13 protein-coding genes, 1 tRNA gene and 1 pseudogene are annotated in these 16,544 nt (G+C 31.7%); 13 read left to right on the plus strand and 2 right to left on the minus strand.

Annotated elements, in window-relative coordinates:
• The first annotated feature begins 86 nt into the window (after window positions 1-86).
• The 4 genes from ABWP78_RS01725 to ABWP78_RS01740 all read left to right on the plus strand — a co-directional run bounded on the left by ABWP78_RS01725 (window position 87) and on the right by ABWP78_RS01740 (window position 4,832).
• Entirely contained in the window at window positions 87-1,013 is a 927-nt protein-coding gene (locus ABWP78_RS01725; protein ID WP_353168338.1) for a DUF58 domain-containing protein, read from the plus strand.
• Between the two features lie 85 nt (window positions 1,014-1,098).
• Window positions 1,099-1,172, plus strand: a tRNA-Asp gene (locus ABWP78_RS01730).
• A 320-nt stretch (window positions 1,173-1,492) separates the two neighbouring features.
• A complete protein-coding gene (locus ABWP78_RS01735; protein WP_353168341.1) occupies window positions 1,493-4,204 on the plus strand; it encodes a T9SS type A sorting domain-containing protein in 2,712 nt (903 codons plus the stop codon).
• A gap of 151 nt (window positions 4,205-4,355) precedes the next feature.
• Window positions 4,356-4,832 (plus strand): hypothetical protein, encoded by a 477-nt coding sequence (locus tag ABWP78_RS01740; protein ID WP_353168343.1) that lies wholly within the window; start codon window positions 4,356-4,358, stop codon window positions 4,830-4,832.
• Between the two features lie 11 nt (window positions 4,833-4,843).
• On the opposite strand, the gene ABWP78_RS01745 is transcribed toward ABWP78_RS01740, so the two are convergent.
• A complete protein-coding gene (locus tag ABWP78_RS01745; RefSeq protein WP_353168345.1) occupies window positions 4,844-5,761 on the minus strand; it encodes a hypothetical protein in 918 nt (305 codons plus the stop codon).
• Window positions 5,762-5,878: 117 nt separating this feature from the next.
• On the opposite strand from ABWP78_RS01745, the gene ruvC reads away from it, so the two are divergent.
• From ruvC to ABWP78_RS01760, 3 genes are all read left to right on the plus strand, one after another.
• Window positions 5,879-6,433, plus strand: coding sequence for a crossover junction endodeoxyribonuclease RuvC (gene ruvC, locus ABWP78_RS01750; protein WP_353168347.1), 555 nt, complete (start codon window positions 5,879-5,881; stop codon window positions 6,431-6,433).
• Between the two features lie 78 nt (window positions 6,434-6,511).
• On the plus strand, window positions 6,512-7,645 hold the full coding sequence (gene hemW, locus ABWP78_RS01755) for a radical SAM family heme chaperone HemW (protein WP_353168349.1): 1,134 nt from the start codon (window positions 6,512-6,514) through the stop codon (window positions 7,643-7,645).
• A gap of 94 nt (window positions 7,646-7,739) precedes the next feature.
• Window positions 7,740-8,492 (plus strand): cyclase family protein, encoded by a 753-nt coding sequence (locus ABWP78_RS01760; RefSeq protein WP_353168352.1) that lies wholly within the window; start codon window positions 7,740-7,742, stop codon window positions 8,490-8,492.
• Window positions 8,493-8,523: 31 nt separating this feature from the next.
• On the opposite strand, the gene ABWP78_RS01765 is transcribed toward ABWP78_RS01760, so the two are convergent.
• Window positions 8,524-10,146, minus strand: coding sequence for an NADP-dependent glyceraldehyde-3-phosphate dehydrogenase (locus ABWP78_RS01765; protein ID WP_353168354.1), 1,623 nt, complete (start codon window positions 10,144-10,146; stop codon window positions 8,524-8,526).
• Window positions 10,147-10,239: 93 nt separating this feature from the next.
• Between ABWP78_RS01765 and ABWP78_RS01770 the strand changes: the two genes are divergently transcribed.
• The 6 genes and pseudogenes from ABWP78_RS01770 to ABWP78_RS01795 all read left to right on the plus strand — a co-directional run.
• The gene (locus tag ABWP78_RS01770) at window positions 10,240-10,611 is read left to right on the plus strand and encodes an MmcQ/YjbR family DNA-binding protein (RefSeq protein ID WP_353168357.1); all 372 of its coding nucleotides are present in this window, start codon (window positions 10,240-10,242) and stop codon (window positions 10,609-10,611) included.
• 59 nt (window positions 10,612-10,670) lie between these two features.
• Window positions 10,671-11,339, plus strand: a pseudogene (locus tag ABWP78_RS01775) (PH domain-containing protein).
• Between the two features lie 114 nt (window positions 11,340-11,453).
• Window positions 11,454-13,166: a T9SS type A sorting domain-containing protein gene (locus ABWP78_RS01780; RefSeq protein ID WP_353168358.1), complete on the plus strand. Its 1,713-nt coding sequence runs from the start codon at window positions 11,454-11,456 to the stop codon at window positions 13,164-13,166.
• 14 nt (window positions 13,167-13,180) lie between these two features.
• Window positions 13,181-13,720, plus strand: a complete 540-nt coding sequence (locus ABWP78_RS01785) for a hypothetical protein (RefSeq protein WP_353168361.1) — start codon at window positions 13,181-13,183, stop codon at window positions 13,718-13,720.
• A 199-nt stretch (window positions 13,721-13,919) separates the two neighbouring features.
• Window positions 13,920-14,399, plus strand: coding sequence for a T9SS type A sorting domain-containing protein (locus ABWP78_RS01790; protein WP_353168364.1), 480 nt, complete (start codon window positions 13,920-13,922; stop codon window positions 14,397-14,399).
• Window positions 14,400-14,454: 55 nt separating this feature from the next.
• A partial coding sequence (locus ABWP78_RS01795; RefSeq protein ID WP_353168367.1) for a hypothetical protein occupies window positions 14,455-16,544 on the plus strand: 2,090 nt, incomplete at its 3' end.

Genomic DNA, 16,544 nt, shown 5'->3' on the forward strand with positions numbered 1-16,544 from the left:
ATTATAAAAGGTTCAACGCAAGTTGAGCCTTTTTTTTAACAAATAACTTTCATTCAGAATTTAAAATCTTTTCTTATATTTACGATATGAATTTAGAATCGCAACTAGAAAAAATATCCCAATTCAAGAATTTAGAACTTTTAGCTAATCAAATTGTTGAAGGCTTTATTTCTGGCATGCATAAAAGTCCGTTTCACGGGTTTTCTGCCGAATTTGCCGAACATAAAATTTATAATCAAGGCGAAAGTACCAAACATATAGATTGGAAGTTATTTGCCAAAACAGATAGGTTATATACTAAAAAATTTGAAGAAGAAACCAATTTACGATGTCATCTAATTATAGATAATTCTTCATCGATGCATTATCCAAAATTAAAACCGAATCAAAATTTTTCTGAAAATAAAATTGGATTTTCTGTTTTAGCAGCCGCTGTTTTGATGAATTTATTAAAGAAACAACGCGATGCGGTTGGGGTTTCTGTATATTCTGATACGTATGAATATTACGCTTCAGAAAAAGGAAGTGAACGCCATCATAGAATGATTTTAAATCAGTTTGAAAACATATTAAACGATTCAAAAGAATCTAAAAAAACAGATACGATTACGTTTCTCCATCAAATTGCTGAAAAAGTGCACCGTCGTTCGATGATTGTTTTGTTTACAGATATGTTTATCGACCAAGATAATGAAAAACTATTTAGTGCTTTACAACACTTAAAACACAACAAACATAAAGTGGTTTTGTTTCACGTTTATGATAAAAAAACAGAGTTAGATTTTAATTTCGATAACACGCCAAGGAAATTTATTGATATGGAAACAGGTGAAGAAGTGAATTTATTTGCCGAAAACATGAAAGAAAATTACGAAAAAGTAGTGAATTCTTATTTTGAAAACATATCAAATACCTGTGCATCTTATAAAATAAAATATGTTCCGGTTTCTGTTGATGAAAATTTCGAAAAAATACTAACTACATATTTAATTGAAAAACAGAAGTTTGGATAAGTTGTAGTTTTTATTTCCAACTTTTTTATTAAAATATTTGTAAGTTTCAAAAACTGTAGTATATTTGCACTCGCATTACAGCAACGGTTTGGTAGTTCAGTTGGTTAGAATACCTGCCTGTCACGCAGGGGGTCGCGGGTTCGAGTCCCGTCCAGACCGCAACATTTGGGAAGCATTCTAAGAAATTAGAATGCTTTTTTGCCCAAATATCTTGATTCTTCAAGAGAAACGTAGTTGTGTTGTTTAGTCCGCCTTGGCGGACAAAGGTTTAGTAGTTAGACCAATGAAAAGCTTTCCACTTTTGTGGATGGCTTTTTTGATTTTAAACACACCCAATTTCTTTTATTGAAAAAGTTTCAAATTCTATTTCTAAGTTTTTTTTCATTTTGTCTAATTTATTCTACATAAATTGTCATATTTCGATTAATTTATTTATATTTATCCACTTAAATATTTAAAACTAATTTAAAATATATAAAATGAAGAAAAAATTACTTGTATTATTAGTTCTTTTGAGTCTAACAATTAACGTTGTAAGCGCTCAATGTTTGCCACCAACAAATGTTTTTGTGTCAAATATTACAAACAATTCCGCAACACTTTCTTGGGTTCAGAACACCACTTCTCCTTCAACCTACAACATTCAGTTGTTTATGAATGGAACTGTTGTTGCTGGTAATTTTGCCACACAAACAAGTCCATATGTTTTAACAGGTTTACCATGTGGAACGACTTGTTCGGCTCAAATTGTTTCTGTTTGTTCACCCAACGTGAATAGTTCGCCAAGTGTTTTAGTTACTTTTACAACCGCGTCTTGTCCACTTCAATTTGGACAACCTCAAAGCATGACGGCTTGTGTAACAAACGGATTCGGATGTTTCAATTTAGCGAGTAATACACAAAATATTTTAGCTAATCAATCTCCAAATTTATATGCGGTAACGTATCATTCTTCTCAAGCAGATGCTGTTTCTGGCACCAATCCTTTAGTAAGTCCACATTGTGTGAACCAAGGAAGTTACACTGTTTTTTCAAGAGTTACTGAAATTTCTTCTGGAAATATGATGCAAATTAACGGTTTTACATTAAATGCTGTAGATTATCAAGTTATGCCAGCCTTAAACCCAATGGTGCAATGTGATGATAATAACGACTTACAAGTGGTTTTTGATTTAACGTCTTCACAAGCAGTAATTAATACCAATAATATATTAGTATATTACCCAACATTAACTGCGGCGCAAAACCAAGTGAATCCTTTAACGCCAGCTACTAATTTTGTAGTTCCTGTTTCGGCATTAAGCAGTACAATTTTTATAAGAGAAATTATTGGTGATGCATGTGATAAAATCTATCCAAGAACTGTTTTTGCACAATCTAATTGTAATTTAGCTTCATCTTGTGCAAATGCTAATTTATTGTGTAATTCATTAGGTGTACCATTTACAAACACAATAAGCGTTGCTAGTACTGGTACTTCAGGATGTTTAAATACTACACCAAATCCTAATTGGTTCTATTTACCTATTAGCGCTTCTGGAAATATAAATTTAATAATTACTCAAGGAAATAACGCGCCTAGTTATAACAATCAAGACGTTGATTATATCATTTATGGTCCTTTTACTAGCGGTACTTCAAGTTGTAACTTAGTGGGTCCAAATAACATTGTAAGTTGTAGTTATTCCGCTTCTCCTACAGAGTATCCTATTATTCAAAATGCACAGGCGGGACAATATTATTTAATGATGGTTACTAATTTCTCAAATCAAAATGGATTTGTAACTATTAATAATTTGTCAACTTCTACTGGTGTAATAAACTGTACTGGTTTTACATTTAATGCCTTTTTAGATGCAAATAATAACGGCACAAAAGATTCAGGAGAAGTGAATTTTCCTTTAGGAAAGTTTACACATGAGAAAAATGATAATGGAGTAGTTCATAATATAATTGCCCCAACAGGATTATTTAGTATTTATGACATGGTTCCTACGAATTCATATGATGTTTCTTTTGTAGTAAACCCATCATATGCAACTATGTATAATGTAAATCCTTCTCAGTTTTTAAATTTAACACCAACAGGAGCTGGAATGACAACTTATAACTTTCCAGTAACATCGCTTCAAAATTATAATGATTTAGGAGTTGCTGTTGTTCCCTTTAATGCACCAAGACCAGGATTCAATTACATAAATAGAATTGTTTATGCCAATTTAGGAAACCAAACTATTCCCTCTGGAACGGTTACGTTTACAAAACCTTCAGCTGTAACTTTAGTTTCAACTACTCCAGCTTCAACTAGTTCAACAACAGGATTTACTTATAACTTCACTAACTTATTACCTTTTGAAGTTAGAACAATTAACGTTATTATGTTAGTGCCAACTATTCCAACAGTAAATGCTGGCGATTACTTAGTAAGTCAAGCTTCAATTGTTCCAACTGCTGGAGATGTGGTTCTTGAAAACAATAGTAATACATTAACTCAAATGGTTGTAAATGCTTACGATCCAAATGATAAAATGGAAGCACGTGGACCTCAAATATTACATTCAAGTTTTACCTCTAATGATTATTTATACTATACTATTCGATTTGAAAATACAGGTAATGCTAGTGCTATTAATGTTAGAATCAATGATGTTTTAAATAACAAATTAGATGAGAGTACTTTATCAATGATTAGTTCAAGTCATGCTTATGAATTAGATAGAGTAGGTACAGAATTAAATTGGAAATTTAATAACATTCAATTACCAGTTTCGGTTGCCAATTCTACCATCGGAAAAGGATATGTAACATTCAAAATCAAACCAAAAGCGGGGTATGCAGTTGGAGATATTATTCCAAATGTAGCATCTATCTATTTTGACTACAACCCAGCTATTGTAACGAATACGTTTACGACTGAATTTGTGGCGTTATTAGAATCAGAATCATTTAATACCAATGAGTTTATGGTATATCCAAACCCAACAAGTTCAATTTTGAATATTCAATCTAAAAACAATCAAACTATTTCTGAAGTAAATGTTTACGATTTATTAGGTAAAATACTTACCAACAAAAAAGTAACGGTTTCTACTACAGAACTTGATTTAACTAATTATACTCCAGGATTATATCTGTTGGAAGTTATTTCAGCTGATAATCAAAGAAGTATTCATAAGATTGTAAAAAAATAATCTTTATAAAACATTAAAAATCCCGATTCGTTCGGGATTTTTTTATATCTAATTATGAGAAATTTTATGTGTTAGAATAAAAACAGAGAAAATCAATAAAAGATATTCTATAATATTGTATTTTTGAAAATCTAAATAGTTGAAAATCAAAATGAATAAAGTAATTGCTTTTTTTCTAATATTTTTATTGCAATCGTGTCAATTTTTCGATAAGAAAGTGCCGGATGAAAACGTATTATTAGAACAAGAACTTAAAAAAATAAATTGGAAACAAGTAGATGAATTTCCTTCATTTACAGCTTGCGATTCTTTATCTGATACGTACAGTAAACAAAGTTGTTTTTATGAAACATTGTCATATCAATTACATTCTAAATTGAAAGATGATAGTATCGCTAAATTGTTTCCGCAATTAGATACCATTCAAGTAAAAGTAATTATTTCTTCAAATTCGGATGTAAATTTTGAAGCTATTATTTCGGATTCAATTGCCTATAATAAAATTCAATTAGATAGTATTTTTCAATTGCGATTAACCGACTTCCCTAAAATTAATCCTGCCATAAAAAGAGGAGTGCCTGTAAAAACAGAATTTCAATTACCCGTAGTCTTACAGAAAGGAGAATAAGCTTACTTAAGTTATATTTTTTTCGGTTTAAAAATCAATACAAAATAACTTCCAATTAATACAGGTAATACTATATTTGCCAGCCACATAAAAGTACTGATGAATAAAACAATATAGTCGTCAATATTTAATTTATTGAAAAACCAAATGGCGACACTTCCTTTTACTACAAAATCTAAAAATTGAAAAGACGGTAAAGAACTAGCAATAAAATATACTGCAGTTATTGTAGCCATTAACGTAAAGTAATCAATTTTCACACCAAATAACAAAAACAAAAAATAATATTGATGCGAAAAAGTTATATATCTCGCAAAAGCTAACACTATGTTTTTTCGATGAATTTTTTTAGGTATTTCGCCAATTTTTTCTAAAAGTAATTTTATTGAATAGCCTTTTATATTAGCATTTTTTGTCAAAAACATAAAAACACCAATTAAGAAAACGATGGTTACAAGCACAATAAAGTAAAACGTATAGCCCAAATATAAAAGACCGATTAACCCGAATAAAATAGCAATAATTAATTGAATTCCATTACAAATTACATTTAAAAATAATATTCGTTTGGTTTCAGATTTTGGAAAATAAAGCGCTTTTCCAGCATATTCGCCAATTCCGTTTGGAGTAAATAATCCTGCAGTTACACCAGCTAAAACTTGTTTTGTAGCCGTGTAAAGCGAAATTCTTTCAACTACTTCAACTAAATTTTTCCATTTCAAAATTTCTAAAAACCGGTTTATAACACTAAATCCTAACATAAAAATTAACCACGTAATTGTAAATTTTTCTTGCAAGATTCCTGAAAATTGATTCCAACTTAACTTGTCATCATTTGCTAATTTTTCATAAATGAAATAAAAAGCACTAAAAACAATAGTCAGTTTTATTATAAGTGTGAGATATTGTTTAGTTTTGTTTGAAATCATTTTGCAAAGAAAAGAAAATTAAGAGTTATTTCGCAGAGTTACACAAAGTATCTCAGAGAGACACAAATAATTTAGCGTTACTTTGCGACTGACTTTGTGAATCTCTGTGTAAAAAATATGTCAAACGAACGCATCATACTCGGTATCGATCCAGGAACTACTATTATGGGTTTCGGACTCATTCGTGTAGTCAATAAAAAAATGGAGTTTATTCAGTTAAACGAATTACAACTTAATAAAATGGACGATCATTATATGAAGTTGAAACGAATTTTTGAGCGAACTATCGAATTAATTGACACGTACCATCCTGATGAAATTGCCATTGAAGCGCCGTTTTTTGGAAAGAATGTACAATCGATGCTAAAATTAGGAAGAGCACAAGGAGTAGCAATGGCGGCAGGTTTATCAAGAGAAATTCCAATTACCGAATACGAACCCAAGAAAATAAAAATGGCCATTACAGGAAATGGAAACGCCAGTAAAGAACAAGTAGCCAAAATGCTACAACAACTTTTAGGACTTAAAACGTTACCAAAAAACCTCGATTCTACAGATGGTTTAGCCGCTGCGGTTTGTCATTTTTTTAATACTGGAAAAGTAGTGGGAACAACAAGTTATACTGGTTGGGATGCTTTTGTGAAGAATAATGAAGATAAAATTAGAAAATGAGAAAATGGGTCAATTAGAAAAGAAATAAATAGAAGTATCACATTATCAAATTTTCTAATTTAAACGGAACACTTTTAAATGAGCGGCATCTACATTCACATCCCTTTTTGCAAGCAAGCGTGTCATTACTGCGATTTTCATTTTTCTACTTCAATGAATAAGAAAGAAGAAATGGTGTTGGCTTTGGCGAAAGAAATGGAACTTCGAAAAGACGAATTTCAAAACGAAGTGGTAGAAACCATTTATTTTGGAGGAGGAACTCCAAGCGTTTTGTCGATTGACGATATACGATTTTTGATTCATTCCGTTTACAGAAATTACAATGTAATTGAGAATCCAGAAATTACTTTAGAAGCTAATCCAGACGATTTAGATGAAGAAACGATTCTTCAATTTGCTAATTCACCAATAAATCGCTTATCCATTGGTATTCAATCTTTTTTTGAAGACGATTTGCAACTGATGAATCGCGCACACAATTCGGAAGAAGCCAAAAAATGTTTAGCATTTGCTACACAACATTTCGACAATATATCTATTGATTTAATATACGGAATGCCAAATATGAGTAACGAAAAATGGCTTCAAAATATAGAAACGGCACTAAGTTTTAATATTCCACATATTTCCAGTTATGCCTTAACGGTTGAGCCCAAAACGGCATTGCATAAAATGATAAAATTGGGAACTATTTCTAATTTAGATGACGATTTAGCGCAACAACATTTTCATATTTTAATAGATAAACTGCAAGAAAAAAGATTTGTGCATTACGAATTATCGAACTTTGGTAAACCAGATTATTTTTCAAAAAATAACACAGCTTATTGGTTAGGTAAAAAATACATTGGAATCGGTCCGTCTGCACATAGTTTTAATGGGAAAAGTAGAAGTTGGAATGTGTCAAATAATTCAATGTATTTGAAAGCACTTGCAGAAAATAAAGTTCCATCAGAAATCGAAATTTTATCAAAAACGGATCAGTATAATGAATATATTATGACGGGTTTACGAACCATCTGGGGCGTTTCTTTAGAAAGAATTGAAACCGAATTTGGAAGTAGCTATTTAGAGTATTTGCACCAACAAGCAGAAAAATATATTTCAGATAAATTGTTAGAAGTTGAAAATAATATTTTAAAAACCACTAAAAAAGGAAAATTTTTAAGCGATGGTATTGCAAGTGATTTGTTTTTGTTAAATTTGGACTGATATTGGTACGCAGATTAATCAGATGCAAACAATGCGGATTGTAAAAATCTGTGTAAATCTGCAATAAAATATCAGTTAAATCCGTGTGCTAAAAATGAAAGCTACTATAAACAACTTCAATATCGACTTATCAAAACCCATTGATATTTCTTTGCCTTTATCTAATACAGCTGCCAATCCGATTGCTTGGTATATTGAAAAACCGGTAATTGAACCTGTAACTTTTGAAAATTGGACAGGAAAAGTTTCGGAAGGAAGTGCTACAAATTTCAACAATATATTTTTTAATCCACACGGACATGGCACGCATACAGAGTGTTTAGGACATATAACCAACGAATTTTATTCTATCAATCAGTGTTTAAAACAGTTTTTTTTCATGGCAGAACTAGTTTCTATTTCGCCCGAAGAAAGAAATGGCGATTTTGTCATTACTAAAAAACAAATTGAAAATTCATTAAATGGGAAAACGCCTGAAGCGATAATTATTCGTACACTTCCAAATATTTCAGAAAAAAAATCAAAGAATTATTCGCATACCAATCCGCCTTATTTGTTAGAAGAATCGGCAATTTATATTAGAGAAATCGGAATTAAACACCTTCTTATAGATTTACCAAGTGTAGATAGAGAAGAAGATGAAGGCAAATTATTAGCACATAAAGCGTTTTGGAATGTAAAAAACACGACAATTTTAAACGATCATGCTCGTTTAGATTGCACAATCACAGAACTAATTTATGTACACGATTCCGTTTCTGAAGGCACCTATTTACTGAATTTGCAAATTGCCTCTTTTGAAAATGATGCAAGTCCGAGCAAACCAGTTTTATATGCAATTCATTAATTTTCAATTACTTTAGAAATACATCTAAAATTTAAAAAATAAACTTCGTAGATAAAAAGTTTGACTCTCCTTCAGTTACAATTTTATTAATAATGGCTTTGTTGTCCTTATTTTCTTTGGTGGCAACAACGGTTCGTATCGAAAAAGATCGAAGTGCATCATAAACCGAAAGTGTTCCTTCCGCAGAATCTTTTCGACCTGTAAAAGGGAACGTATCCGGACCACGTTGACACTGAACATTAAGGTTTACACGAGAAACTTGATTGACTAACCCATCAATTAAATGCGAAATTTCGTGGGTGTCCGTTCCAAAAATACTCACTTGTTGTCCAAAATTTGATGTAATCATATAATCAATCGGTTCTTGTAATTCTTTAAATGAAACAATAGGTACAATTGGTCCAAATTGTTCTTCGCGATACAATTTCATCCCTTCAATAACTGGATATAGTACCGCTGGGAAAAACAAAGTACCATTTTGGATGGCGCCATTTTCATTCATAATTTTCGCACCTTTATTTTCGGCATCGGCTATGCAATCATTTAAATATTTGAATTTTTCTTCCTCTGGCAAAGGCGTAATTTGCACTTTTTCGTCCCAAGGCATTCCAAATTTTAAAGTATCCACTTTTTCGCAGAATTTTTTTATAAATTCATCTTTGATATTTTCGTGAACAAACAATATTTTTAAGGCGGTACAGCGTTGTCCATTAAAAGACAAACTTCCTAAAAGGCATTCTTCTATAGCATTTTCTATATTGGCATTTTCTAAAACAATCGCTGGATTTTTAGCATCCAATCCCAAAATAGCTCGTAATCGGTTTACTTTTGGATGTGCTTTTTTAATGTCAGACGCTACTTTACTTGACCCAATTAAGGTTAAAACATTAATTTTGCCTGTATTCATTAACGGTTCAATAATTTCACTCCCTTTTCCGTAAAGATAATTTACAACTCCTTTTGGAAAACTTTTTTCTATGGCTTTTGATAAACAGTAATGCAACAAACACCCGTGTTTTGGCGGTTTAAATAAAATTACATTACCCATAATTAAGGCTGGAATTAACAAAGTATATGTTTCATTCAATGGATAATTATAAGGGCCAATACACAAAGTTATGCCCAAAGGCGAACGACGAATTTGACCAATAACGCCTTCTTCAATAGTAAAAGTAGCCGATTTTCGTTCTAATTTTTTTAAAGATTCAATGGTGTCGTAAATGTATTTAATGGTTCTGTCAAATTCTTTTTCAGAATCTTTTTCAGATTTCCCAATTTCCCACATCAATAAATTTACTACTTCTGTTCTCAATTTCAACATTTCGCCTACAAAATGTTCCACATGAGAAATCCTTTTTTCAACCGAAAACATAGGCCATTCTCCAAAACCATTATCATATGCTCTTTCTGCACTTTCTAAACATTCAATTGCTTCAGGCAAACCTGTTTTTGGTATTTTTCCAATTAAAATACGTTCTAATTGTTCATCAGACGATGGTTTGCAAATTGCAGCATGAATTTCGTTGAAAGGACCATTCCAAGATTTGAAAGCTCCGTCAACCAAATATTCTTCTTGATTAATAAACGGAATTTCTTTAGAATTCACAGAAGAAAAAACATTAAAAAGCTGATTTTTAGTTATATGGTTTTGCATTTTTTAGTTAAAAAAGTTATTATTAAATAAAATTAACGTATTTAAATTTAAAACAAGTTCAACAATTCATAAAATTCATATATTTTTGAAATTATGAATATTCAACAACTATACGATTTTTGCCTGTCTAAAAAAGGAGCAACCGAACATTTTCCCTTCGATGAAGATACTTTAGTGTTTAAAGTAGGCGGAAAAATGTTCTGTCTGACGTCCCTAAAACAATGGGAAAGCAACAAACCAAGTCTAAATTTAAAATGCGATCCAGACTACGCAGAAGTACTTCGAGCAGAATATGAAGCCATACATCCGGGATATCATATGAGTAAAAAACATTGGAATACGATAGATTTTTATTCTGATGTAAATGAAAAAATGATGTGCCAGTTAATTAATGACTCTTATGATTTGGTTTTTAAGAGTTTGACTAAAAAAAATCAATCTGAAATTCAAGAATATGAAAATTAGGTATTACTTTTGATGCTATCTTTAAAACTTTTAATCCATCAACTTATAAATTAAACAAAATGATTGATAATTTAAAAAAAATATTAAACGAAGACCAAGACCCAAAAGCGATTGAAAAAATTACGTCTAAATTAGAAAATTTATTAATGTCTAATGAAGAAGTGGGATACATAGCAGTTCAGAAAAAACCTGCAATTACCGTTTTTCCAGATAGTATTGTAGTGACTAACAAACGTATTATTTTATGCAAACCCAAAAATTTAGGGTTATCTATGGAATTTATGGATTACGATTGGTATGATATTGCAGGAACATTTGTAAAAGAAGGTTTTTTAGGGTCAGATTTTTCTTTTTCAACGAAAACCGATTTAACACACACGGTAGAATATTTACCAAAAAACCAAGCACGTAAATTATATACGTATGCTAAAGAACAATTGGATATTTTGAAAAATGGCGCTTCGGAAAATATAAATCCAGTTTCAAATATAACGGTTGAAGTAGAAGATGTTCAAACAGAAGAGGTAACGCATTTTGCTGAGATTATTCCTGCTGTTCAGGACACAGAATTAGAAGAACCTCTTCCATCGCACTAAAAAAAGCTTTCCGAATTTTCTAACGAGGAATTATTTGATAAACTTAATAATTATAAAAAATTGCTAGATAACGGATTAATTCTTCAAGGGGAATACGATAAATTAAAAAATGAAATTTTGCCATTTTTATAGTGATATTTACCCTTTTTTCATGATAATATATCATTTTAATTAATTTTTTTAGTTTAACTAGTTGGTTTTCAAAATATTTTTATTAGTATTGTATTAAATTACAAAACCAATACTATGAAAAAAATTACTTTAATTACATTATTGTTTGCTGGATTTCAGATGAATGCGCAAACTATAGTTCAAACAACCCCTCAGAATAAAAAGGTTATTCTTGAAGAATTTACAGGCGTTAATTGTGTGTATTGTCCTCAAGGGCATACAATAGCAAATGCCATTAAAGCATCAAATCCAACTAATGTTTTTTTAATTAATATTCACGTTGGGGGTTATGCTACACCAAGTGCCGGCCAACCAGACTTTAGAACTCCGTTTGGAACAGCTATAGTGAATCAAACCGGATTAGTCGGTTATCCAGCTGGAACACTGAATCGCACTGTGTTTACTGGTAGTGCTCAAAACGGTACAACAGGTACAGCGATGAGTAGAAATTTTTGGACTGCTGCTTCAAATCAGACTGTAGCCCAGTCTTCTTATGTAAATGTGGCGACTACAGCTACTATTAATGCAACTACTAGATTATTAACTGTACTTGTTGAGGCTTATTATACGGGTTCTAGTCCAGTTACTACCAATAAATTAAATGTTGCGTTATTACAAAACAACACTACAGGCGCTCAAGTTGGAGGAAATCAAGGAGATAATTACAATCACCAACACAGATTAATTCATATGTTGACAGGTCAATGGGGTGAGACTATAAATACAACAACAGCCGGTACTTTTGTAACAAGAACGTATACGTATACCATTCCAGCTGATTATAATAATATCATCGCTGAAATGGGCGAATTTGAAATTGTTGCTTTTATGGCTGAAACACAGCAAAAAATTATTTCAGGTAACGGCGCAGTTCCAACTTATACAGGGTTAGCTACAAGTGATGTGAAATTGAAAGAAGTTGAAAGTATCGAAAATCAATGTGCAGCATCAATCGCACCAAAAATTAAAATACAAAATTACGGGCAAAACGCTTTAACTACGTTGCCAATTACATACAGTATAAATGGTGGCACACCACAAATTTATAACTGGACGGGTAATTTAGTTTCATTTGCAAAAGAATCGGTTACTTTACCTGCAATTACGTATAATTTGATAAATAGTAATGTTTTAAATGTTTCGATTCCTGCAGACGCAAATGTATCTGATAACACTGGTTCTGTTACTTTTGCAAAAGCAGCTGTAACTACAAATACTAATATTACAATTAAAATTACACTTGATCGATATGGTTCAGAAACGTCATGGCAGTTATTAAATTCAAGTAATACACCTATGGCAACAAGTCCAACCTATACAGATGCAGCTACTTCTGGAGAATATCCTCAACCAGACATTAACTTAACATTACCTTTTGATTGTTACAAGTTTATTATTAACGATGCTTTCGGAGATGGTATGGATAGTGGTTATGGTGTTGGTTCTTATCAAGTACTTGCAAATGCAGTTGTAATTCCAGGTATTGAGGGCGGAGCTTTCGGATCTTCAGAATCAAAAGTTTTCCAAGTGGCTAATATTCTTGGTGTAGAAAACTTTACTACAAATGAAATTACGTTATATCCAAATCCTTCAAATGGTATTTTTATAATCAGTACGCAACTACCAACAGATGTTGTTGCAATTGACGTTACAGGTAAAGAAGTTTTCAGAATGTTAAACATTAACAACCAAACTACTTTAAATTTAACCCAACTTCAAAAAGGACTTTACTTATTAAAATTGAGTAACGAATTAGGAGAGCAAACCAAAAAAATAATAATTGAATAATTAAATAAAAAACCATGAAAAAAATTGCAATCCTTTTATTCGCTGTTATTACAGCTATTAGCTGTAGTAAAGACGATGCTCAAACACCAGAACCAGTTGCAAATACGGCACTTAAAGTTTTTAATAAAACTACTGGAGCTGAAATTAAAGATGGTGATGTAGTAATATTTAATCAGATTGGACCTATACAAGGAAATCTTTATGCACATATGTTAAAATTTTATTTTAAAAATACGTCTGCTGCTCCAATAAACACAAAAGTTAAGTTTATTTCTTTTAGTGGTGTTCCTGACACCAGTTATTTAAGTATTTGTATTGGGGCGCAATGTTTGTCTTCAATTTCTACGGGTTATTCCTATCCATTAAGTTCGGAGCCAATAATAACTGTACCAGCAAATGGAACTATTGGAATTATTGAAGATTATAAAATTTATAATACTACAATACCTAATCCTCCTGCAACTGCAGTTGATTATGTTTTTGAAGCATATCAGTACGATGCTAACGGGACTCCGGTAGGAAATAAAGTACGATTTACTTACAGATATCAGTAATAAAACTGATCACATTTTTGTTTAATACAAGTGAGTCCATTGGGCTCACTTTTTTTGTTTATATTTTTTAATATGCTGTATTTCAAATCATTAAATATTCCTGTAGAACAAATTCTACATAAAAAACAACTTTTATTTGTTAATTAATTAAAGAATACTATTTATATTTGCAGTTAATTTTTATTTAATCTATTTAACAATGCGAATTTTCTATATTATATTTTTATTTTTTATAAGTAAAATCGTTGTTGCTCAACAGCTTCATCACGAAATGATCAGCGCACAAGGAGGTTCTGTTACAACAACTAATGGGCAATTGGTTAGATATTCAGTTGGTCAACAGTCCGTAACGGGAACTTCGTCAAATGGTTATGTTGTTCAGCAAGGTTTCCAACAAAGTAATTGGGCTAAAATTTTAGAACAGAATACGATTTCTATTGCCACAATTACGTATCCAAATCCATTTGTAAATGAAATAAATTTTTCATTTTCAACTTCTCCAGGAGAAAAAATTTCAGCTTATGTTTTTGATGTGTTAGGTCGTTTAGTCTACTCTGAGGATATTAAAAATGAAAATAATTCAATTAAGTTAAATCTACTGAATCTTTCAACAGCTGAATATTTAGTCAAACTTTCATCAGATAAATTTATTCATTCAGCAAAAATCATAAAAAAATAATTTGTAAAATTTCCCAAAATCTACCAAATAATACATTAATTAAACACTTTTAATTATGAAAAAAGTATACTTGATAATTACGTTTTTTATATCGATACTAGCATTTTCACAAAATGGTATTTCGTATCAAGCATTAATTATTAACCCTTCAGGAGAACAATTACCAGGGGTAAACAATAACAATGTACCTTTATCAAATAAGTTAATTTGTTTGAAGTTTTCTATTCTAGATTCAAACACCAATTTAGAGTATATTGAAACACACAAAATAACTACTGATGCTTATGGTATCGTAAATTTAATTATAGGAACAGGTAATCAAATCGGTGGATATGCTTCTTCATTTTCCAATATACTATGGAATAATACAGCTAAAAATTTAAAAGTTGATTTAGATGTTAATGCAAATTGTACTTATTATAATGAAATTAGCAATCAACCATTTACTTATGTACCATTTGCTTTTTATGCCGCAAATGCTAATGTTAAGGAAGCCACCACAATAAGTACAGGAGTTATTCAGCTATCTGGAGATTTAGGCGGTATTGGCACAACGGCAACAGCCCCTATTATTTCTAATAACGCCATTACTTCTGCTAAAATTTTAAATGGCGCAGTAACACCAATTAAAATAGCTCCCGGCACAAATAATACCGTTTTAATAACGGACGCCTCAGGAAATGTGGCTTGGATAAACAGTGCCTCTTTAGGTGCTGTTGCCGACATGACTTCTATCGAAGGCGCAGGAACATCGGCTAGTCCATTTAAAGTAAAAGATTTAGGAATTATTACAACTAAAATTGCAGATAATGCAGTTACAACTCAAAAATTGGCAAATGGCTCCGTTACAAACGCTAAAATAGGTGAAGTAATTTCTGTGCCAAACGGTGGAACAGGAGCAACAGCTTTAACAGGATATGTTAAAGGCAATGGAGTTAATCCTATGACAGCAGTCAATTCAATTCCTGTTGTAGATGTAACTGGTGCGCAAACAACAGCGAATTTAACTTCAAATATTGCTTCAAATTCAGGTTCAACTACATCATATCCTAGTGTTTCAGCGGTTGAAACTTTTGTTGCTAACAATGCAACTCCAGATGCTACCACAACCCTAAAAGGTAAAATAAAATTAACTAACGATTTAGGTGGAACAGCAGACTTGCCAACAGTTCCTGGACTTCTAACAAAAGAACCTATAATTGCATCAGGAACCACTTCACAATATTGGAGAGGAGATAAAACTTGGCAAACGTTAGATAAATCAGTAGTTGGTTTAGGTAATGTAGACAATACCGCCGATGCGGATAAACCCGTTTCAACCGCAGTTCAAACAGCTTTAGATACAAAAGAAAACGCAGCAAATAAATCAGATGTTACTACTTTAGGAACAAGTGATGTATTATTCCCAACACAAAATGCAGTAAAAACGTATGTGGATGCTCAACAAATTGCTAATGCAACACCAGATGCTACAGCTACTGTAAAAGGTAAAATAAAATTAACTAACGATTTAGGTGGCACAGCAGACTTGCCAACAGTTCCTGGACTTCTAACAAAAGAACCTATAATTGCAGCAGGCACCACTTCACAATATTGGAGAGGAGATAAAACTTGGCAAACGTTAGATAAATCAGTAGTTGGTTTAGGTAATGTAGACAATACCGCCGATGCGGATAAACCCGTTTCAACCGCAGTTCAAACAGCTTTAGATACAAAAGAAAACGCAGCAAATAAATCAGATGTTACTACTTTAGGAACAAGTGATGTATTATTCCCGACACAAAATGCAGTAAAAACGTATGTGGATGCTCAAATATCTAATGCTATAATTCCAGATGCTACCACAACAGTTAAAGGTAAAATAAAATTAGCGGGTGATTTAAACGGAACAGCAGATTTGCCAACAGTTCCTGGACTTCTAACAAAAGAACCAATAATAGCTGCTGGAACCACTTCACAATATTGGAGAGGAGATAAAACTTGGCAAACGTTAGATAAATCAGTAGTTGGTTTAGGTAATGTAGACAATACCGCCGATGCGGATAAACCCGTTTCAACCGCAGTTCAAACAGCTTTAGATACAAAAGAAAACGCAGCAAATAAATCAGATGTTACTACTTTAGGAACAAGTGATGTATTATTCCC

The organism is Flavobacterium sp., from assembly GCF_040402955.1.
Lineage (GTDB): Bacteria > Bacteroidota > Bacteroidia > Flavobacteriales > Flavobacteriaceae > Flavobacterium.